Genomic DNA, 21,279 nt, shown 5'->3' with positions numbered 1-21,279 from the left:
GAATATTATTACCAACTCCTACAACCTTAAGATTGTATATAGTTCTGCAGGTGCGAAATTGTCTCGTATTGGCTAAGAATAGTTTCTGTTACCACATCGTTTATAGATATAATCCCAGCTAATTCCTCGTTTTCCATTACAGGCAGATAGCGTAAGTGATGTGCAGATAAGAGTTTCATACAATGCTCAATTGAGTCTTTTGGCGTAATAACAGGAAAAGATGAAGACATGATATCTGACACAGTAGTATCATCAGAAGACCGCCCTTTTAATATTACTTTTCTCGAATAATCTCTTTCGGTCATAATCCCTTTAAAAGCTTTCCCTTCCATCACTACGACAGAGCCGATATTTTTATCAGCCATTGTTCTTAAAGCATCAATGACAGGGGTGTTAGGTTCAACAGTTATAACTGTGATACCTTTTCGTGCAAGTATTTGGGCGACTGTTCTCATAGAAGCAATTTTATTATTAATCTAAATATAAGAAAACATTGTTTCAATTTTCAATTTTTATCACATAATATTCCATAGTGTTAGCGGCGTTTTTTAGTGCTTTTTATTTTCCTCCCAAGAATTTATGTTATAGCAATCAAATGAGTAGATCGTATATATTTGCAGCGACGGTAGACATCGTAAAATCTAAATAACAAACTGTAAAAGTCTTTTAATCGTATGGACATTGATAATTTTAAAACGTTGACACTAGAGCAAAAGCTTTCAGAAATTAAATACAACGGGCAGATACTTGGGCCATACGAACGCAATAGCGAAAATGGCGGTGCAAAAGTTCCAGGGGATATATACGAGTTATATGACTTCTTTGTTTATTTAAGTGAAGATGAGAGCATTGTTGTACCATCAAGAAGAAATCCTCTACCCATCTAATCACTTATCTCTCTTCTACAAAATTTCAGGATAAACTCGTCGAATTCTTCTTTATTAAAACTGGTAAGCTGTTTGCTTTAACTAATAAAAAAAGAAGAAATGAGTAAACAACAACCTTCCCTAATCCTTTGCATCCTGATGGATTTACTCGGCTATGCATCTTTTGCAATTCCAGGATTAGGCGAATTGTCAGATCTTGTTTTTGCACCCATATCCGCTTTTGTTTTTTATAAGATGTTCGGTGGTTTAAAAGGCACTTTTGGAGGAATTTTTAATTTCGTTGAAGAAATACTGCCTTTCTCCGACTTCATTCCCTCATTCAGCATTATGTGGTTATGGCAATACTTCACCGCAAATAGCAAGACTGTTCTAAGTAAACAGGTTTAATTTAATAAGACCTACTGTTTCATCTAATTCTCGCCTTTATTCTAGCTGCGTCAGTTTTTACTACCGATCCGGCTTTTATGCTGGAACACGATTTTAGTTATGTGAAATGTTGATAAATCCCGCCTTTTCTCTCTTGACTTTTTTGGGATAACCATCTACCTTTAAGTATACTTTTTCTCATTCATTTTACATTAGTTTAAAAATCGGTTTTTCCGCCAAACAGATTACAAGTTTGTTTGTAGCTAGCTTTTCAACCCGAGTTACTTTTTGCGTTAAAATAGGAAATCAGGAAAAGCTTTTCGATGGTGACAATGCCCGGGAGGGCGTGGAACAAATCACGGACTTCAATTATTAAATGGGTAGTAAGTACGAAGCCGGAGAAATAGTTTCAAGACAAATGCTCCCTTTCTTACAGGCCGCCGGTATCTGGAGATGTATCAGTAAACCGACAGCCTGTTTTTTTTACAACCTACATTTCTCCTTGTTGATCTCCTTTCCACAGTGCTTGCCACACTTCCCCCAGTTAAATAACTTGTTATTTTCAATAATTTTCAAGAACAATGTTAGATAAACTCGGGGACAAATTGAACAACTACCCTTTTGATGATGCGGCTGAAAAAGTTATATTTGTTGAATCTAAAAAGATAAACATGTCATTACCAACAAACAACAAAAAGAGCGAAACCCAGGGAAACAAAAATCTAAAAGAACAGGGAAAAGGTTCAAAATTTATCAAAAGCTCGGCAAAGCCTGCAGCAGTTACTAAAAAGGTCAGGTCAACCGGTGCCAATAGAGGTAGCTAGAAGTCTCTGCTTCCCTTTATTTGATAGTTTCTGCTACAGCCACTGTTTAAAAAAATCCATTATATCCTTTCGCATCTCGGCTGTTTCCAGGTGTCCGACATTGTATAGTTTCAACTGCCATGCGTCTGAAGCTCCGTCGTGCTTATAGATTTCTTTTAAGTTACGGTCAATTTTTTCCAATCCTTTTAGCGGAGTTAACGGGTCTAGCTTGCCAGCTAGGCCAAAGTGAGGCCTGGGAGAAATAAGGCCATTTATTTGGGACGTAGTAAAATGATTTAGTAAGTCTGGAACATAGTAATAAATACCATGCAATGCCAGTCCTTTTTCTGCTATTAATTCCTGGTAGTCGGTTAAGCAGCAGAGGTCAATACAAACTTTAATGCGATCATCTAGTGCAGCGAGCCACCAGGACATGGTGCTTCCCATAGACATACCTATTGTACCGATTCGTTTAGTATTAACATCGTCCCTTGTCGTTAAATAATCCAAAGCCCTCAGGTTATCATAGACCATCATGCCGAACATAACCTGGCCTTTCCATAACATTTCTTTGAAAATATCAGCCTCTGCTTTTCCATGCCGTTCGCCGAAGCCCCACATGTCAAGGCATAAACCAGCGTAACCGGCGCGAGCTAGCGCCAAAGCATAAGGAGGTTTTTGCATCTCGTTCCTACCCTTTACAAATTCATCTTTGCCAACCTCGTATTGTCCAAAATGAGAATGATTAAATAAGATTACAGGTACTTTCCCTATAGTATTTTTAGGTTTGGTGAAATAAGCGGGAACAAGCTCTTCACCGTTAATATCAAACAACAGCTTTTCGATCGTCATCTCATCAGTCTCCTCTCTTGAAATCAGCTTTACGAATATCGGTCTGTTTCTGTCTGGAAGCCTGCCAAGCAACCCATACAATTCTTTCCGCCTGCTTTTCTTGTCTTGAATTAGCTCTTCTTTAGAACCTGCTGTAATCATAGAGGTTTGAATGTTTTTGAAGGCTTTTTGACGGATAGCACAACTGTTGCATGCAACAACAATGACTGAAAAAATTATTGACTGCACGACTTTATGCTTCATTTGTTTTGCTGATTTTTTGTAGAAGTTTTACAGTTCAACTACATAAGATGGAACTGCCAACTATTGTCAATTGTCGTCGCCGCAATCTATGTAACCGCAGTTAAAGCATTCATAGCATTGTTCATCGTCGTTCCCGACAAGAACAGCATCGCAGTTAGGACAAGGCCTCTCAGTTGATTTTACCCGAACTCCTACGCTCATAACGGGTGCAGCTTCTGCCAAATTTTTTTGTGTCATTTTGCAATCTTTTAATTATAAAAGCTCTATATCAAAATTAAAATTCAATGTACCTGAGACAATAGAGGAGTTAATAACAGGTGTAGATAAGTTGCGTAGAAATTTAACAGTACAAGAGTGTGACACAACGATGTAAAAACTATATTCTACTGTCTGCAAAAAAAGACCGCAAAACATTCAAACTATAATAAAGCAAAAATGACCTGTTAAACAGGCCATTTTGTACTTATAATTCAATTAATTAATCATCCCCTGTTATTGTCAGAACTAGGTCTTCTGTCCTGTTGCTGCTCTCTCGGTTGAAAATCCGGTTTAGGCATAAGCGCCTTACGGCTCAACTTGAACTTTCCTGTTTTAGGGTCAAGTCCAATCAATTTCACTTTTACCACGTCGCCTTCATTCAAAACACCTTCCATTGTTTCCAAACGTTTCCAGCTTATTTCACTAATGTGCAATAAACCTTGTTTGCCTGGCATAAACTCAACAAAAGCACCGAATTCCTTGATACCCTTTACTGTTGCCTCGTACACATCGCCGACAGCGGGCACTGCAACAATACTTTTGATCCATGCAACAGCTTTATCAAGACCTTCTTTTACTGGCGAGAATATACTTACTTCACCTACGTTTCCAACTTCTTCGAGATTAATGGTAGTACCTGTTTCACGTTGAATTTCCTGTATCACTTTACCCTGCGGCCCGATAACAGCGCCGATAAATTCCTTGTCGATAAACAACTTCTCCATTCTTGGAGCATGTGGTTTAACATCAGGACGGGCGGCAGGCATGCAAGCATACATTGCATCTAGTATATGTAAACGACCGCGACGAGCTTGTTGAAGTGCCTGCGTCATTACTTCCATGCTTAATCCGTCAACCTTAATATCCATTTGAACACCACAAATTCCATCACGGGTACCGGTAACTTTAAAATCCATATCACCGAGATGATCCTCGTCACCTAAAATATCTGTAAGGATTGCATATTTACCATCTTCACGGGTTATTAGTCCCATGGCAACGCCACTAACATGCTTTTGAAGAGGGACACCAGCATCCATTAATGCAAGCGAACCAGCACAAACAGTAGCCATAGATGATGAACCGTTACTTTCAAGAATATCGCTTACCACGCGAACAGTATAAGGATAGTCGTTGCCCGGCATCATTTGTTTCAAACTACGCATAGCAAGATTACCATGACCCACTTCGCGACGTCCTACACCTCTCATCATCTTTACTTCACCTGTTGAGAAAGGAGGGAAATTATAGTGCAAAATGAAATTGCTATAATCAGATTTTGCAGCACTTTCTATTAAAAGCTCGTCGAGCTTTGTACCAAAAGTAACTGTTGTAAGAGACTGAGTTTCACCCCTTGTAAACAGTGCTGAACCGTGCGGGGTTGGCAATGGATCAACTTCCATTGTTAACACACGAACGTCTTCAAGACCACGACCATCTAACCTGATCCTATCTTCAAGCATCATGTTTCTTACTTCCTCCCACTGAAGATCGGCGTAATACTTTTTTGCTAGCTTTTTTTGCAGGTCAGTTGCTTCTTCACCTAAACTTGCAACTAGTTCATTTTTAATTGTTGTAAAAGCCTCACTTCTTGCATGTTTGCTAGAACCGCTTCTTGCAATAATTCCAATTCTGTCTTTTGCAAAATCAATTACTTTTTGCTTGATTTCTTCGCTTTGCTCTGGCTTAGCATATTCCCTTACTCCAGGTACGCCAACTTTGCTCCTCAGCTCCTGTTGCGCCTTAATATGAACTCTAATCGAGTCATGAGCAGTCTGTAACGCACTGACGAGATCTTCTTCTGAACATTCTTTCGCTTCACCTTCAACCATCATCAGGTTTTTATCAGTGGCAGCTATGATAAACTCGAAGTCTGCTTTTTCCAACTCTGAACGGGTAGGATTAATAACAATTTGGCCATCTACCTTAGCAATTTTTGCCTGGCTAATAATTTCTTTAATGGGAATATCAGAAACAGCTAATGCAGACGAGGCAGCAAGACAAGCTAACGAATCGGGCATCACTTCAGGATCGCTGGAAATTAGACTAACCAACACCTGCACCTCGCAAAAATAATCTTCAGGAAATAAAGGACGAAGTGAACGGTCAATCAGTCGACTGGTTAAAATTTCATAATCGTTCAAGCGTGCTTCTCTCTTGAAGAAAGATCCAGGAATGCGTCCTGCAGACGCAAATTTCTCTTGGTAGTCAACGGACAAAGGAAAGAAGTCTTGTCCTTCCCGGGCTTCGCGATTTGCTACAACCGTAGCCAATAAAATGCAGTTTCCTTGGCGAACGGTGACAGCACCGTCGGCTTGTCGGGCAAGTTTTCCTGTTTCAATTGTGACTTCGCGTCCGCCACCAATATCGAAAGTAACGTTAATAGGTTGGGATAACATATAGATTTACAATGTTTGAGTACGGAGCAACAGGAGGTGCAATAAGGAGGGACAAATCGCTGAGGTTCCGGTTAAAAATAAAATGATTGACCAATTGGTACAATCACAAAAAACTATTCCCAACCGTGATTGTAATCAGTTGGGAATAGCTAATATCATGAGGAAAAAATTATTTTCTTAAGCCAAGTTTCTCGATCAATCCGCGATAACCTTGCAGATTGTGCCTTTGCAAATAAGTGAGTAAGCTCTTACGCCTACCTACAAGTTGCATCAAACCGCGATGCGTAGAAAAATCTTTTTTATTTGCCTGTAAATGTTTTGAAATCTGGCTGATACGTTCAGTTAATAAAGCTACCTGACCTTCAATAGAACCAGTATTTTTTGCTTCCCCACCAAATTCAGTAAAAATGCTTGCTTTTTTTTCAGTTGTTAAAGACATCTCGAAATTTTTAAATAGACACCAATTTTTTATTTTCTTCTAATTGGCTGCAAAAGTATGGTAATATTATAAAAAGCCGAAATTATAAAATCAATTTTTTGGTAATTATTTGTAGGTGTCAAAGCGTTAGAAGTGTTTGAATTGAAAGAAAATCGAAGTAAATTAGTAGTAGCTCTTACTAAATAAAAAATTACTACCATGAACACTATAGAACGTCTTGAACATTGGGGCGATACTCACCATCCAAAATGGGTAGATATAGTTCGTATCGGATTAGGAATTTTTCTTTGTTATAAAGGAATAGACTTCCTCCGCAATATGGGAATAATGAATGAGCTAATTTCCAGTCATCTCTCCTACGGTTCGTTCTTTACTGTAATGCTTGGGCATTATATCGTTTTCGCCCACATTCTTGGTGGTATCTTTCTTGCTCTAGGTGCTTTTACCAGATTTGCTTGCCTTATACAAATACCAATATTATTAGGTGCTATTATTTTTGTCAATTTTTCTCATGACGTTCTTCGGCCTTACTCGGGCTTAATAATTTCTATATTAGTACTTCTCTTACTAGTATATTTTTTAATAGCGGGAAATGGACCTCTTGCATTTAGTTTCGATGAAAAAGAAGAAAAAGTAAAAAATCGTGGACCTGAAACAAAGGTTTAATTAGTTATGGAAAAGTTTCTCTGGGTTCAGTGTGCACCAAAGTTTAAGCTTTAACTCGGACCCCAACGTATTAGAGAATCTAATTGCCATATATAATTAGCCCATTTCCTCCGAATTATTTCATTTCTTCGACTGATCAAAGACTCCCTTCATTTGACAAGTTCAATGCTATATTTGCCTTTAACCTACAGCATTGAGAAGCCTCACCTTCACAGTTATTAATGACCTTACTTATGATCAACGAATGCAACGTATTTGCAGTTCCTTATCAAGTGGAGGCTATCATGTTAATTTGGTAGGCAGAAGATTAGCACGATCCCTACGACTTAAAGAAGAACCCTACAAACAAAACAGGCTTTCTTGTTTTTTTTCAACGGGCAAGTTGATGTACCTCGAGTTTAACTTAAGACTATTTCTACATCTTTTATTTATTTCCACTGACTGTTACGTAAGTATTGATCTTGACACAATTATTCCAAATTACTTTGCCTCCGTATTACGAAAAAAGAAGAGAGTATACGACGCTCATGAATTGTTTACAGAGCTAAAAGAAATTGTAATACGACCAACAATTCAAAAGGCCTGGTTAAAGATAGAACGGTTTGCAGTACCAAAATTTACACATGGATATACTGTAAACGAGTTTATTGCTGCAGAACTGGCAAGGAAATATAGAGTTGAATATGGGGTAGTAAGAAATTTACCTAAACTGATGAAAGCTGAGGTCGATGGAAAAGAAGATCGTCTTATAATTTACCAGGGGGCAGTTAATGAAGGAAGAAGTTTTGAGACCCTGATTCCAGCGATGAAAGATGTAGATGCAAAAATGATCATTTGCGGGGACGGAAATTTTTTTAATCAGGTTATAGAACTGATTAAAAAAGAAGGAGTTGAAGAGAAAGTAGAACTTCTGGGAATGGTTCCACCAGATGAGCTAAAAAAAATTACACCTACTGCTCGCGTAGCCGTTATGTTATTTGAGGGCACAGGATTGAACCAATACCAATCGCTAGCTAACCGGTTTTTTGATTATATAATGGCTGGTGTTCCCCAAGTTTGTGTTAACTATCCGCAGTACAAAATACTCAACGAGCAATACAACGTCGCTAGTCTCATTAGTGATACTAGCCCTGCTACAATAGCCCACGCTTTAAACAATGTGCTTGATGACGACGTTTACTACAATACTCTCCGTAACAACTGCCTGATCGCAAGAGAAGATTTAAACTGGCAAAACGAAGAAAAAATATTGCTGGATTTTTACGAGAGACTTTTCAGCTAAGTTTTATTATAATTTGAAGATAACAGTTTGAGTACGTAAGGAAATTGCTGTAGGCCAAGTCGCGGCAACGCTAAAATGTACAAGAGTGCGACGCAAGGATGGCGATAAAAGAACCAATGATCGGTTAACAATAACATGGATAAGCACCTTCACATAGTTTGCCTAAACGTTCCATACCCAGTTAATTATGGTGGTGTCTTCGATCTTTTTTATAAGCTTTCTGCACTACAGCAAAATGGAGTGAAAATACACTTGCATTGCTTCGAATACGGTAGAGGTGAACAGCCCACTCTTAATAAGTATTGCGCATCGGTCAATTATTATCAACGAGAAAAAGGACTGCGGTCATTATCAATAAGTTACCCGTTTATAGTTAAAAGCAGAAATAGTAAGAAATTGCTTGAAAGCTTGAGCAAAGACAACTATCCTATCTTGATGGAAGGGATACATTGCACTTACCTCTTAAACGATAAAAGGTTCACGCAGCGAAAATGCTTTGTCCGCTTACACAACGTAGAGCATGTTTATTACAGGCACTTGGCATGTTTTACAAAGTCGGCCGCTAAAAAGCTTTATATGCTATGGGAGAGCTATTTGCTGAAGCGCTACGAAAAAAAGATTGTTAATAAAGCCACTTTTCTTACTGTAACTGAAAGGGATGCGGATCTTTTTAAAAAATTAGGATGTAAAAACGCGACGTTTGTTCCGTTATTTCTTCCCGATTGGAAATTGGACAACAGAGACGGTAAAGGCTCCTTTTGCTTATACCATGGAGATTTAAGCGTGGCTGAAAATGAGCAAGCTGCCATATGGCTGTTAGAAAAAGTCTTCAACGACTTAGCAATACCATTTGTAGTCGCAGGAAAAAATCCACCCCAAAATCTTATAAAGCTTGCACATAGTAAGAATTCTACGTGCTTAATTGCTAACCCCGGCGAGCAGGAAATGCAGGACCTTATTACTAAAGCTCACATTAATATCATACCGTCTTACAACTCAACAGGTATTAAACTGAAGTTATTAAATGCTTTATACAATGGACGCCATTGCCTTGTAAATGAAGCAACTATAGAAGGAACAGGTCTTGAAGCAGCATGCAATATTGCTTCTACCGAGCAGGAGTTTAAAAATGCTATAACTGAACTTTACGACAATCCTTTTCCCACAGAAGAAATACAAACAAGAAAGCAACTGCTTGAAAACGTGTTTAATAGCAGAAGTAACGCAATTAAAATAGTAGAAGCAGTTTGGGGGAAGATGACTTGATTTCCTGACTTGTCCGGGCTTTGGCGTTGAATTCTACTTATTGAACTACTACTTCTTTTCTAAGTTGAAATCTTACTTTTGCCGTCCATGTTTAAAGAGTTTTCAAGGACCATAAAGATCTCGGCACCGCTCATTATTAGTAATATTTCGCAGGTTGGATTAGGATTAATTGATAGCGCGATGATCGGCGCTGTTGACTACAAACAGTTGGCTGCATCTTCCCTTGTTATAAATATAATTTCGATTGCGCAGGTTCTGGGGATGGGTATAGCTATCGCAATGTCGCCGCTTACCGCGATAGCAAACGGACAGAAAAATATTCACGAGGCATCAAAGGTTTTATACAACGGCTTCCTTCTTTCAACCCTTGTCGCCATCCTGATTGCCGTTACTTTAATTTCTTCAAACCATCTTTTGTTTCACCTTGGGCAGGATAAAAATGTCGCTGCTCTAGCCGTTCCATTTTACAAACTGCTTGCATGGTCACTTATCCCAATGTTAATGTTTGCTTCTGTAAAACAGTTTTGCGATGGCCTTGAATACACTAAAACAGCCATGACTTTATCACTGCTGTCTTTACCTATTAATGCTTTTTTAAACTGGATATTCATTTATGGGAGATTTGGATTTCCAAGAATGGAATTAGCCGGCGCAGGTTTGGGCACTTTAATTACAAGGTGGTTAATTGCCATTATCTTAATCATCATTGTGTGGCGGCATCGTATTTTTCAGCCTTATATAGCTATTAGGAGACAAGCGTGGAAGGTAAATGTAAAAACCTGGAAGGAACTTCTGCATTTAGGCGTACCAACCAGTCTTATTTACGGAATGGAAGTCGCCGCTTTTTCTGTCTCAGGAATCATGATTGGTTGGTTAGGTGCCACGTCACAAGCTGCTCATCAAATTGCGCTTAACCTCGCTACGGCCACTTTTATGGCTGCAGCTGGTCTGTCTTTAGGCGGATCTATTCGGGTTGCCAATGCTTTCGGAAGAAATGAAAAAGGATTATTAAGAAGCATCGGAGTTAGTACTATTTCAGGAGGGCTCATTTATGGCTTCATCTGCGCTGTTCTGTTTATTCTACTAAAAAATCAACTGCCTTCCCTATTTACAAATAATGCTGAAGTTGCTGCTGTTTCATCTTCGTTGCTTGTGTTCGCAGCTCTATTTCAAATCTCGGATGCAACCCAATCAATAGGTGTCGGGCTATTAAGAGGAATGAAAGATGTGAGAATGCCCACTGCTTTTGTTGCCATTGCTTATTGGTTAATTGGAATTCCGGTCGGCTATTTTCTTTCCTTTAATTTACATATGGGTGCATCGGGTATTTGGTTGGGATTTGTTACCGGGCTGTCGGCCTCTTCTATACTTTTAAATAGTAGATTCTTAAAGAAGAGTAAACTGATTTAAAGCAATTAAGCAAATACCCATTCTTGCCATTTTTTCCTTCAAACTGACATCGCATCCTTCTTTTCTGAAAAAATTACAGCAGGAAAAGCGCTGGCATTTTGCTTGATTTATTGCTGTCGTAAACCTTAATTAAATAAATATTCAAAAGGAGGCTACTATGACACTCGCAAAAAGAAACGGAAACCTGATTAACTCTTTGCCTGGATTATTTGACGACTTCTTTACCAGGGATTTATTTGATTGGAACAATTCTAACTTTTCAATGGCCGGTACTACAGTTCCAGCTGTAAACGTAAAAGAGACTGCTGAAACTTTCGAAGTTGAAATGGCTGCGCCCGGAATGAAAAAAGAAGATTTTAAAGTTGAATTAAACAACAACGTACTAACCATAAGCTCAGAGCTGAAACACGAAAACCAAGACAAAGATGGTGAGCGGTGGACCAGGAAAGAATTCAGTTATCAAACTTTCCAAAGGAGTTTTCAATTATCCAGGGAAGCTGTTGACGCCGATAACATCCAAGCTAAATACGAAAATGGTGTTCTTCACTTAATCATCCCTAAACGTGAAGAAGTAAAACAAAAACCAGCTCGATTAATCAATATCTCTTAATCTAATTTGCAGCAGAGCAAAAAGCCATCAAAGAACTTGATGGCTTTTTTTATTACTTTCAAACACAAAATTATTTCTACTACACCCACGTGTAATAACCAGTCTCAAAACCTTGCTTATGAAGTTTTTCTTTCTACTTTTCTTTTGTTCAACCTTCTGCAACGCCCAAACCATCGACAGCACCTATGCAGTTAAATTGGGTTACCCGAAAGGGGCCAAAGTCCTCATTCTACATGTGGATGATGCGGGCATGAGCTTCGACTCAAATGAAGGCACCATTGCGGCAATAACTAAAGGCGTTGCCAATTCGTGTAGCGTGATGATGCCTTGTCCGTGGGTGCCTGCCTTTGTTCATTATTGGCAGGAGCACAAAAATTTAGATGCAGGGTTGCACCTTACGCTTACCTCTGAATGGAAAGATTACAGGTGGGTGCCGTTGGCGGGCAAGACTGAAGTACTAGGTTTAACTGATACAGAAGGTAATCTGTGGCGTGGAGTTGCCGACGTAGTGAAACACGCATCAGCAGATGAAGTAGAAAAAGAAATCCGGGCGCAAATTGACCGGGCAGTTACAATGGGTTTTATCCCGACGCATTTAGATTCTCATATGGGAACTCTTTTTGCCACGCCTGCATTCTTAGAAAGGTATGTGAAGGTTGGTATCGAAAAGCAAATTCCCGTAATGTTACCGGGAGGGCACAATACTTTGATACAAAGTGAAATGAAATCTCCGGACTCGCAAGTGCAACAACTAAGGCAAATCGGAAAGATGCTTTGGTCGGCGGGCTTACCAGTTTTAGACGATTTGCACAACGAAAGCTACGATTGGAAAATTCCTGATAACATCAGCAATGATGACAAAAAGATCCAGGCTTTTAAGACCGAAAAATACATTTTGGCAATAAAATCGTTGAAACCTGGAGTTACAATGATGATAATGCATTGTACCGCCCCGACCTCCGTCTTTCCTTATATCAGCAATAGCGGCCCCGTTCGCAAAGGAGACTTGCTTGCGATGACAGACCCAATTTTCAAAGCTGCTCTCAAAAAAGAAGGCATCATATTGACCACATGGAGGGAGTTAAAAGAAAGAAGAGATAAATTAAAGTAGGCGATCTTCTGAATAACGTATCGGTTCGTTTTTTAGAAAGCATTCTTTTGGTACGGGCATAAGTTTTTTATAGCAGCATCGTTGCGTCGCAATTCGTTTATCCTTTAGTCCAGCAGGGGCCTTTAGTTTTAGTTGTAGATAGCATAAAAAAAACAAAAACAATTTGCCGTAGGTGCCAAAAAAACTTTTTGCGCTTCTCACAAAATATAAGAAATGACAGAATTTATAATTAACGTAAACGAAGTGGAAGACCTTCAAATGACAACAAGTACAGTTGAACTCGAGCAGATGTTTACAAGGGCAAAAAGCGTTGTCATCCAGGGAGGAACCGTCATACTCACCAGGAAGTATTCAGATGGAAGATTAGAAAATTTCGATGAACTAACCACAGAGGCGGACCTTGAAGAATACAGGCAGACCGTATTCAAATATCTCTAAGACTATGGTTTTAACCTTTTTACCTGCTTTCAGAATTATTTCTTAAAACCCGCTTTATTGCACTGTCGTGACCGTACACCTTCAAACCCTCCGGAATGTTTGCGTAATTTTGGCCGCTAAAATATTTCAGAAATGAGCCGTAAGGGAAAAGTTTTGGTGGCAATGAGTGGCGGTATCGACAGTACCGTTACGGCTCTCATGCTGCACCACGAGGGTTACGAAGTTGTGGGTATTACCATGAAAACGTGGGATTATGCCAGCGCGGGAAACAGTAAAAAGGAAACTGGTTGTTGCAATCTTGACAGTTTCAACGACGCACGCGCCGCAGCCGTACATAATGGCTTCCCTCATTTTATATTAGATATTCGTGAAGAGTTTGGAGGTTTTGTAGTAGAAAATTTCGTTGACGAATATCTCGCGGGTCGCACACCCAACCCTTGCGTCATGTGCAATACTCACATCAAGTGGCGCGCTTTATTGAAAAGAGCTAATGCGTTAGACTGCGAATATATTGCGACCGGGCACTATGCAAAAGTTCATTTGCACGACAACAATAGGTATGTAATCAGCAAAGGTAAAGACGCTACTAAAGATCAAAGCTATGTGCTATGGGGCCTCGACCAAGAACTGTTAAGCCGCACTATTATGCCTTTAGGAGTATACCATAAATCAGAAATCAGGCAAATGGCGCACGACATGGGTTACCCTGAGCTTGCCAAAAAAAGTGAGAGCTACGAAATTTGCTTTGTACCCGATAATGATTATCGCGGTTTCTTGAAAAGAAAAGTTGAAGGACTTGAAGACCGAGTGGCCGGAGGAAATTTCGTAAACAAGGAAGGAAAAATTTTAGGGAAACACAAAGGCTATCCTTTCTATACAATTGGTCAAAGAAAAGGTCTTGAAATAGCGATGGGCAGACCTGTGTTTGTGACTCAAATAATTCCCGAAAGCAACACCGTAGTTTTAGGCGATGCAGAAGACCTGGATGAAAGCTCTATGTTGGTGATCAAATTGAATATGGGAAAGTACGATACCATTACACCGGGGATGGAAGCCATTGGGAAAATAAGGTACAAAGACGCAGGAAGTTTATGTAATCTATATCCAGAGAACGAAGGTTTACGGGTGAATTTTTACGAAAACGTAAAAGGAATTGCTCCCGGACAAAGCGCTGTTTTTTATGAAGGTGATGATGTGATCGCTGGTGGAATTATACAAAAGAGCAGACTATAACAACAGAAGCAAGTCGCAATCTCTACTTGTCCAAAAGCTCAATGATGCCGAACTCCTGCTCCAGGCTAAGGGATGCATCATACATTTTTTGTAACAACTGTCTACCGTACTTCCCGTAAAAAAGAGAAAAGTTTTCCTGCCTTTCCTGGAGGCTATTCGATGGAAAAAGTTGATTTCTAAGTTTTGATATTTGCCTTTGTTGAGCTTCAAATTTTCTTTTCTCCGCCCGCAGCATTTTCCTTTCAAGCGCTTCTACTTTTTCCAGCGCTTTAGTTTGTAATGCCACAGTATGTTGTGAAAGTGTAGGATCTATTTTATTGGCAATTTCTGATAATTGCCCGTAAAAGCTTCGAAGTTGTTCTTTCTCCTGGCCAAGGCTAAGCTGAAGGGAACTTTCCCTGGTGACAAGCGTATTTACCAGTTTTTCTGTTGCCTGGAATAAATCTGTTGTTTCAAAACCAAGCCTGTCAGCAGCTTCCCTGTCTTTTTCTTCAGTCAGCAAAAAAGAATTACGAATAATTAATAACGGGTAAGGAACATTGCAATTTTCGAATAACTGCTTTAATTCAAGCCAGTAAGCAATTTCTCCCCCTCCTCCTATAAAAGCAATATTCGGTAAAATACTTTCCTGGAACAGACCACGTAAAATAACATTTGCGCTGAACCTTTCGGGGTGATTGTTCAGCTCTTCCATCATTTCTTTGTGGTTCCATGCTAAGCCAAGACCTTCGACTTTATATCCGACCCCGTCTTTCTCTATCCGCTCTCTTTTAGTTTCCGTCAGGTAGAACAAATTAATTTCTCTTCCACTCGCCTGGACTTTATAATGTTCGCCTAATTGTTCAGTTGTTTTTTCAACTACCTGATGTGAAAATTGTTCGATTAATTCCCTTTTTACAATTGGTTGAAATTGTCTTTTTAATTCAGCGTTATCGGGTATCAGCACTACAAGACCAAAGTCTTTAAATAGTTCGTTTACCAAGTGTAAGGTTGCTTGTTGAATTGAAACTCCTTCTTTATAAGCCTCTTTAAATAGCAAGACCAGTTCTTTTCCAAATGGGGCTACTTCAACTTGTCCGGCTATTCTATCTAATAGTTTTATAAGCAGCTTGTCGACCTTCATTCTTCCAACAGCACCTGTTTGTTTCGTTTCCCACTCCAGCTTTTCACCATCGAGATAGATGTGACCTAGTTCATCCAAATCTGCATCCTCGCTCCCCATGTAATACACCGGCACGAAGTTGCTATTAGGAATTTGACTATTTAAATGATTTGCAAGCTTTATAGTATGCAAAATCTTATAGATAAAAAAGAGTGGACCTGTAAAGATGTTTGGCTGATGAGCGGTACAAATAGTGAAAGTGTTGCTTTTTAATAAAAGTCCTAAATTCTGCTCCTGGCTCTGACTTAACGGGAGGTCACTGTATTGTTTTCTTAGTTCTGTAACAAGAAGATCGCGGGGCGTATCAAATTGATTTCTTGCTTCAATGGAAGCCTGAATTCCGTCTAAGGAAACAGGATGTTTGTAAAAAGGTTTTAATTTTTCATCGCTCTTCACATAGTCAATCATCATCCTCGAAAAATAACCCGTGCTCTCGTAACTTATATATTCACAGCTAGCTTCCATTCAGATTTATTGGGCTGCAATTTAAGCGATTATCAATGAGGCGTTGTCAATTATTATCACGCAAAAAAATTAGTACGACCTAAGGTGGCTTCTAAAATGATTGCTCGAAATCAGAAAATATTTATTAACCAAAGTTGGGGCTCAAACAAAAAAGCCTTTTTTAAAAAAGGCTTTTAATTTTTTCAATTATTCCTTCCTCAACCACTTCACCTTCGAGATCATAATCGTAAGCTTTAGTGATTTTTACGTTTACAAACTCACCTATAGCTAAACGCTTCGTTGTGTTAATCACTACTTCGTTATCCACCTCCACACTATCAAATTCTGTTCGGCCGAGATACCGGCCAGACTCTCTTTTATCAATTAATACTTTGAATGTTTTACCTACCTTTTCCTGGTTCTTCTCAAGACTTATTTCTTGTTGAACTTCCATGATGTCCTGTGCCCGGCGTTCTTTCTCTTCTGCAGGAACATCATTAACTAAATCGTAAGCGCTAGTATTTTCTTCATGGCTGTAGGTAAAAATACCAACCCGATCAAACCGTGTCTCCTGTAAAAAACCTTTCAGCTCTTCTACATCAGCTTCGGTTTCTCCCGGGTAGCCCGTAATCAAGGTAGTACGCAAACAAATACCGGGAACGCGCTCACGAATATCATGCACCAACTGGGTCATCTCTTCCCTCGTTATCTGCCTGCGCATCGACTTCAACATATTGTTACTCGCATGCTGAAGCGGCATATCTATGTACTTGCAGATGTTGTCTCGTTCTCTTATCACATCCAATATCTCCATTGGGAACTTGCTGGGATAGGCGTAATGCAGCCTAATCCATTCGAGGCCTTTTACGTCTGCAAGCGCATGTAACAATTTTGGTAATTCGCGTTTTTTATAAAGATCTAATCCATAGTAAGTCAGTTCTTGCGCTATCAGCATTACCTCTTTTACGCCACGTTTCACGAGCCCTTCGGCTTCAGCCACCAATTGTTCTATAGGTTTACTAACGTGGTTTCCGCGCATTAAAGGGATTGCACAAAAAGAGCAGGTTCGGTTACAACCCTCACTAATTTTTAGATAAGCATAATGGGATGGCGTGCTCAGCAAACGTTCGCCAACCAGTTCCGCCTTATAATCAATGTCAAATTTCTTAAGTATCTGGGGAAGCTCCATTGTTCCAAAATAAGCATCCACCTCAGGAATCTCCTCCTCCAAATTTTGCTTATACCTTTCGCTCAAACAGCCCGTTACATACACTTTATCAAGCTTGCCTTTTTTCTTCAGATTGACCTGGTCTAAAATCGTATTGATACTTTCTTCTTTGGCTTTATCTATAAATCCGCAAGTATTTACAATAACAATATTATGGTCTCTCTTGCCGCTCTCATGAACTACGTCCACTTCATTAGCCTTCAGCTGACCACTTAGAACCTCACTGTCAACCATGTTTTTGCTGCAACCAAGTGTAATAATATTGACCTTATCCCTTTTAAGTGTTCTTGCTTTCATAACGAGCGGCAAAGGTAATAAGATTGATTTTGTGTTAGGAGATTTAACCTTTTGTTGCCTCCCCTCCCGGCAATGACAACAGGAACTCGTGGCACGTTCTTTTATTCTGCATACATCACAAAGCCATATTTATGATAGAGACGGAAGAGCAGAAAAGAGAAGCCCAGGAATTTTATAAAGAAGCACTGGATCTGTTGGAAGAAAGCGGCGCAAAATATATGTTGGGCGGTGCATTTGCCATGTTTCACTACACCGGGATTTACAGGGATACCAAAGATTTGGATGTTTTTTGCAAGTCAAGTGAATATCCTAAAATCCTAAAATTCTTTGCAGAAAAAGGATACCGAACCGAACTGACAGATGTACGGTGGCTGGCAAAAGTGTTTAAAGGAGAGTATTTTATTGACATCATTTTCGATACGGTCAATAACATTTGTCGTGTGGATGAAACCTGGTATCAAAGGGCCGTACCGTGCGAATTTGTTGGCAAACAGGTTCGAATGATTCCGCCAGAAGAATTGATTTGGTGCAAATTGTATGTACAAAACAGGGAACGATTTGATGGCGCTGACATCAACCACATCATGCTGAAATATGGTCAGAAGATCAACTGGAAACACCTGCTTTTTCGCATGGATCAACATTGGCATCTGCTGCTCGCGCAGATCGTTATGTTCCAGTTTGTGTATCCGTCTGACTATCGTGAAATCGTTCCAAAGTGGCTGTTTGACGAGTTGATATACAGGGCAAACGAACAGTACGACATACCCGCTGCCGTTGAGAAAGTATGCCGCGGACCTATCGTTGACCAGACACAATATTCTACAGATATCAAAGAATGGAACTATAAAGTTTCCACCATTAAAACCACTTAGTATGGAAGAAACGAAAAGAACACGAATAGCAGCAGTTGCTGATATTCATGTAAAGGAAACTGACAAAGGAAAATGGGTTAACTGGTTTAAAGAAATATCTAAGCAAGCTGACGTGGTACTGATTTGTGGAGACCTTACTGATACCGGCGACGAGGTCGAAGCGCAGGTATTGTCCGAAGAATTGAAATCTTGTACAGTGCCTGTTGTTGGGGTTTTAGGTAACCACGATTATGAAAAAGGCCGGCATAAATTGATCAGGCAAATTGTGCAGAACGAAAAAGTACACATCTTAAATGGAGAGTCTGTGGTAGTTGCAGGCGTTGGTTTCGCCGGGGTAAAAGGTTTCGGCGGAGGCTTCGATAATCATATGCTCTCAATGTTTGGTGAAGGTGCTATGAAAGCGTTTGTGCAGGAAGCTGTCGACGAAGCTCTGCATTTAGACCGCGCACTTGCACGTCTCGATGGCGACTATCCTACAATAAAAAAAATTGCAGTGTTACATTATTCTCCCATTAAGGCGACTGTAGTGGGTGAGCCTGAAGCTATTTTCCCATTTCTGGGATCTTCGCGATTGGCCGAGCCCCTTGCCCGGCGTGGTGTGATCGCTGCTTTTCATGGCCATGCCCACGTCGGTACGTTGGAAGGTGAGGCTGCCGGAGGTGTAAAAGTTTTCAACGTAGCCAAACCCATTTTACAAAAAGCTGGCTATACACTTCCCTTCTATATGTTTGAGGTGTAAATTTTTAGCAGGCAATTACTCTCTACTCAGCTTTTGTTGTGTCACTCACTTGTACTTTATCAAAAGACGCAGCCGTTGCTCCAACTTCAAAAGCGCTCAAAAGTGCTTCGGTAGTTTGGACTTTTTTGATACTCTTTTCACATAAATTAAAAAACCTCCGATTTCTCGGAGGCTTTTTGTGTAATGGATACAACTTGGGTACGAAGCTTTTTAGATATAGAACCAGTTTTATTATAAAGACATTTGTTTTTCAATCATCATTTTTCTCATGCTCAGCAAACCATAACGCATACGTCCTAATGCAGTATTAATGCTACAGTTGGTCATAGTTGCAATCTCCTTAAAACTAAGATCAGCATAATGACGAAGTACAATAACTTCTCTCTGCTCTTCAGGTAACAAGTCTAATAGTTGGCGAACTCTATCGTGACTTTGACTTTTCATAATTCCTTTATCAGCGCTATCCGCTCCTACGTTGATCACCTCAAAAATATCAGTGTCATCGCTTGTAGTGATAGTTGGTGTACGTTTAACTTTCCTGAAATGATCAACACAAAGATTGTGTGCGATACGTACTGCCCAAGGCAAAAACTTTCCTTCTTCATTGTAGTTGTTCTTCCTAAGCGTATCAATGATTTTGATAAAAACATCCTGGAATAAATCTTCAGCCAGGTACTTGTCTTTCACTAAAATGTTGATCGAAGTAAAAATCTTGTCTTTGTGACGGTTCACCAATACTTCAAGTGCGTTGTTGTTGCCCTGCTGAAATGATTGTACGAGTTGGTTGTCGGTTGCCTGAGTAAAAACGTTCATAGTTAGGGGGTCTTGGTTAAGGATGTTGGATAAGTTAATTGGGTTGCGGATTCTTTTGTTATTCTTCAATCCGGGACGCCTTCCCTTTTTTGGATCGTTGTTGATAACATAACAAAGAAAGGACTGTTTCTAACAACAACATAAGTGTTTAAGGTAAAAGGATAACCGTATAAGACACTTTCCCAAATCTGCCTGTTTCCCATTTAGGGCCAATATTTATTCAAAGTACGAACGTATGAGGGCAAGAGACACCGACAAAATGGAACTTATAGTAACTAAAAAACCTCCTGTCTAAAGGAGGTTTTTTGTTAAATGATATTAAGGGTACTATTAAAGCGGCAAATATAGCAGATCAATTTGTAGGTTCTGAAGAAACAAAAGTTAATTCGTCTAACCGCGGTCTCAACCGCTGCTTAGATTTATTGAAAACCATGATCCCGTTTTGCTTGCCTTCACGCAGTTTGCGTTGCTCTTCTAAAGGAAGATTATAAACTGTCTGGCATTCCACCGTGCAGCAGCCATCGTACTTTTTTGCGCAATCATCGCACTGTATAAACAGCAGGTGACAAGAGTCATTCTTACAGTTTGTGTGCGTATCGGCAGGCTTACCACATTGATGACATTTTGCAATTACATCTTCCGTTATTCGCTCGCCCAGCCTGTTATCAAAAACGAAATTCTTACCTATAAACCTGCTTTCTAATTCGTTTGTCTTAACCTCTTTTGCATAGTTGATGATGCCGCCTTCCAAATGAAAAACATTGTTGAAACCATTGTGAAGCATGTACGCACTTGCTTTTTCGCAACGTATTCCTCCCGTGCAATACATGATAATGTTCTTATCTTTTTTATCTTTTAACAGCTCTACGGCCATAGGCAATTGTTCTCTAAAAGTATCGCTCGGAACCTCTAAAGCTTTTACAAAATGACCTACCTCGTATTCGTAATGGTTGCGCATGTCGACAACTATTGTGTCTTCATCCTGGAGCAAGTCATTCATTTGTTGTGCATTCACGTACTTGCCTTTTCGCTCCATACTAAACTCGGGATCTTCGATGCCGTCGGCAACAATTTTTTCGCGCACCTTTATTTTTAAGACCCAGAAGGACTTTCCGTCATCATCTACCGCAATGTTTAATCTTATTCCGTCGAGGAAAGTGTACGAATACAAAAAGTTTTTAAAAGCCTCAAAGTTGGAAGCAGGTACACTTACCTGTGCATTGATCCCTTCTTTAGCGACATAAATACGACCAAAAACTTTCAAAGGATCAAGGCGTTTGTATAACTCATCTCTAAACTCCTGGGGATTTTGAAGTGGATGGTACTGGTAAAAGCTTACTGTAGTGCGAGGCTCGGGCTCCTGGTATAAACGTTCTTTTAGCTCCTTTTGCGAAACTCTGTTATGTAATACTGCCATAGTTCATTTACATTTTCAGACATCCACTATTTCCTTTTTTT

Annotated in this window: 22 protein-coding genes; 13 read left to right on the top strand and 9 right to left on the bottom strand. The window is 39.7% G+C overall.

The genetic code is table 11. The annotated features are described in order from the left end of the window. Window positions 1–26: 26 nt before the first annotated feature. Window positions 27–455 (bottom strand): CBS domain-containing protein, encoded by a 429-nt coding sequence (locus SAE01_RS05400; protein WP_147202632.1) that lies wholly within the window; start codon window positions 453–455, stop codon window positions 27–29. 219 nt (window positions 456–674) lie between these two features. Here SAE01_RS05400 and SAE01_RS05395 point away from each other — a divergent pair, with 219 nt between their 5' ends. The 3 genes from SAE01_RS05395 (at window position 675) to SAE01_RS05385 (ending at window position 2,077) form a co-directional block, all read left to right on the top strand. Next, the gene (locus SAE01_RS05395; RefSeq protein WP_147202631.1) at window positions 675–887 is read left to right on the top strand and encodes a hypothetical protein; all 213 of its coding nucleotides are present in this window, start codon (window positions 675–677) and stop codon (window positions 885–887) included. A gap of 99 nt (window positions 888–986) precedes the next feature. After that, window positions 987–1,274 carry a hypothetical protein gene (locus tag SAE01_RS05390; RefSeq protein WP_147202630.1) on the top strand — a complete coding sequence of 96 codons (288 nt, stop codon included), beginning with the start codon at window positions 987–989 and terminating at the stop codon, window positions 1,272–1,274. A 560-nt stretch (window positions 1,275–1,834) separates the two neighbouring features. Continuing rightward, window positions 1,835–2,077 carry a hypothetical protein gene (locus tag SAE01_RS05385; protein WP_147202629.1) on the top strand — a complete coding sequence of 81 codons (243 nt, stop codon included), beginning with the start codon at window positions 1,835–1,837 and terminating at the stop codon, window positions 2,075–2,077. Window positions 2,078–2,110: 33 nt separating this feature from the next. On the opposite strand, the gene SAE01_RS05380 is transcribed toward SAE01_RS05385, so the two are convergent. The 4 genes from SAE01_RS05380 to rpsO all read right to left on the bottom strand — a co-directional run bounded on the left by SAE01_RS05380 (window position 2,111) and on the right by rpsO (window position 6,247). Then, entirely contained in the window at window positions 2,111–3,151 is a 1,041-nt protein-coding gene (locus tag SAE01_RS05380; RefSeq protein ID WP_147202628.1) for a dienelactone hydrolase family protein, read from the bottom strand. A gap of 66 nt (window positions 3,152–3,217) precedes the next feature. Further along, a complete protein-coding gene (locus SAE01_RS24380) occupies window positions 3,218–3,388 on the bottom strand; it encodes a hypothetical protein (protein ID WP_170234081.1) in 171 nt (56 codons plus the stop codon). A 245-nt stretch (window positions 3,389–3,633) separates the two neighbouring features. Further along, complete coding sequence (gene pnp / locus SAE01_RS05375; RefSeq protein WP_147202627.1) at window positions 3,634–5,808, bottom strand: polyribonucleotide nucleotidyltransferase; 2,175 nt, start codon at window positions 5,806–5,808, stop codon at window positions 3,634–3,636. Window positions 5,809–5,977: 169 nt separating this feature from the next. Beyond that, complete coding sequence (gene rpsO, locus SAE01_RS05370) at window positions 5,978–6,247, bottom strand: 30S ribosomal protein S15 (RefSeq protein WP_147202626.1); 270 nt, start codon at window positions 6,245–6,247, stop codon at window positions 5,978–5,980. Between the two features lie 198 nt (window positions 6,248–6,445). On the opposite strand from rpsO, the gene SAE01_RS05365 reads away from it, so the two are divergent. The 8 genes from SAE01_RS05365 to mnmA all read left to right on the top strand — a co-directional run bounded on the left by SAE01_RS05365 (window position 6,446) and on the right by mnmA (window position 14,263). Further along, window positions 6,446–6,913 carry a DoxX family protein gene (locus SAE01_RS05365; RefSeq protein WP_147202625.1) on the top strand — a complete coding sequence of 156 codons (468 nt, stop codon included), beginning with the start codon at window positions 6,446–6,448 and terminating at the stop codon, window positions 6,911–6,913. Between the two features lie 193 nt (window positions 6,914–7,106). Further along, window positions 7,107–8,195 carry a glycosyltransferase gene (locus tag SAE01_RS05360; RefSeq protein ID WP_246113163.1) on the top strand — a complete coding sequence of 363 codons (1,089 nt, stop codon included), beginning with the start codon at window positions 7,107–7,109 and terminating at the stop codon, window positions 8,193–8,195. A 135-nt stretch (window positions 8,196–8,330) separates the two neighbouring features. Beyond that, on the top strand, window positions 8,331–9,461 hold the full coding sequence (locus SAE01_RS05355; protein ID WP_147202624.1) for a glycosyltransferase family protein: 1,131 nt from the start codon (window positions 8,331–8,333) through the stop codon (window positions 9,459–9,461). Between the two features lie 87 nt (window positions 9,462–9,548). Next, window positions 9,549–10,871 carry an MATE family efflux transporter gene (locus SAE01_RS05350; protein WP_147202623.1) on the top strand — a complete coding sequence of 441 codons (1,323 nt, stop codon included), beginning with the start codon at window positions 9,549–9,551 and terminating at the stop codon, window positions 10,869–10,871. 157 nt (window positions 10,872–11,028) lie between these two features. After that, a complete protein-coding gene (locus SAE01_RS05345) occupies window positions 11,029–11,481 on the top strand; it encodes an Hsp20/alpha crystallin family protein (protein WP_147202622.1) in 453 nt (150 codons plus the stop codon). Window positions 11,482–11,599: 118 nt separating this feature from the next. After that, window positions 11,600–12,592 (top strand): polysaccharide deacetylase family protein, encoded by a 993-nt coding sequence (locus SAE01_RS05340; protein ID WP_147202621.1) that lies wholly within the window; start codon window positions 11,600–11,602, stop codon window positions 12,590–12,592. Between the two features lie 213 nt (window positions 12,593–12,805). Continuing rightward, window positions 12,806–13,030, top strand: a complete 225-nt coding sequence (locus SAE01_RS05335) for a hypothetical protein (RefSeq protein ID WP_147202620.1) — start codon at window positions 12,806–12,808, stop codon at window positions 13,028–13,030. Between the two features lie 132 nt (window positions 13,031–13,162). Next, window positions 13,163–14,263 (top strand): tRNA 2-thiouridine(34) synthase MnmA, encoded by a 1,101-nt coding sequence (mnmA, locus tag SAE01_RS05330; protein ID WP_147202619.1) that lies wholly within the window; start codon window positions 13,163–13,165, stop codon window positions 14,261–14,263. A 22-nt stretch (window positions 14,264–14,285) separates the two neighbouring features. Here mnmA and bshC read toward each other — a convergent pair whose 3' ends face one another. Both bshC and rimO read right to left on the bottom strand, forming a co-directional pair. Continuing rightward, window positions 14,286–15,890 (bottom strand): bacillithiol biosynthesis cysteine-adding enzyme BshC, encoded by a 1,605-nt coding sequence (bshC, locus tag SAE01_RS05325; protein ID WP_147202618.1) that lies wholly within the window; start codon window positions 15,888–15,890, stop codon window positions 14,286–14,288. A 160-nt stretch (window positions 15,891–16,050) separates the two neighbouring features. Continuing rightward, window positions 16,051–17,394, bottom strand: a complete 1,344-nt coding sequence (gene rimO / locus SAE01_RS05320; protein WP_147202617.1) for a 30S ribosomal protein S12 methylthiotransferase RimO — start codon at window positions 17,392–17,394, stop codon at window positions 16,051–16,053. 131 nt (window positions 17,395–17,525) lie between these two features. On the opposite strand from rimO, the gene SAE01_RS05315 reads away from it, so the two are divergent. Both SAE01_RS05315 and SAE01_RS05310 read left to right on the top strand, forming a co-directional pair. Continuing rightward, window positions 17,526–18,269 carry a nucleotidyltransferase gene (locus SAE01_RS05315; RefSeq protein WP_147202616.1) on the top strand — a complete coding sequence of 248 codons (744 nt, stop codon included), beginning with the start codon at window positions 17,526–17,528 and terminating at the stop codon, window positions 18,267–18,269. A gap of 1 nt (window position 18,270) precedes the next feature. Next, on the top strand, window positions 18,271–19,008 hold the full coding sequence (locus SAE01_RS05310) for a metallophosphoesterase family protein (protein ID WP_147202615.1): 738 nt from the start codon (window positions 18,271–18,273) through the stop codon (window positions 19,006–19,008). A gap of 231 nt (window positions 19,009–19,239) precedes the next feature. Here the strand turns inward: SAE01_RS05310 and SAE01_RS05305 are convergent, their stop codons facing one another. Together SAE01_RS05305 and trhO are read right to left on the bottom strand one after the other, a co-directional pair. Continuing rightward, on the bottom strand, window positions 19,240–19,821 hold the full coding sequence (locus SAE01_RS05305) for an RNA polymerase sigma factor (RefSeq protein ID WP_147202614.1): 582 nt from the start codon (window positions 19,819–19,821) through the stop codon (window positions 19,240–19,242). 352 nt (window positions 19,822–20,173) lie between these two features. Next, entirely contained in the window at window positions 20,174–21,238 is a 1,065-nt protein-coding gene (trhO, locus tag SAE01_RS05300; RefSeq protein WP_147202613.1) for an oxygen-dependent tRNA uridine(34) hydroxylase TrhO, read from the bottom strand. Between the last annotated feature and the right edge of the window lie 41 nt (window positions 21,239–21,279).

Source organism: Segetibacter aerophilus, assembly GCF_007991655.1.
Lineage (GTDB): Bacteria > Bacteroidota > Bacteroidia > Chitinophagales > Chitinophagaceae > Segetibacter > Segetibacter aerophilus.
The sequence above is the reverse complement of the archived record's forward strand: the minus strand, read 5'-3'. Positions and strand labels throughout refer to the sequence as shown.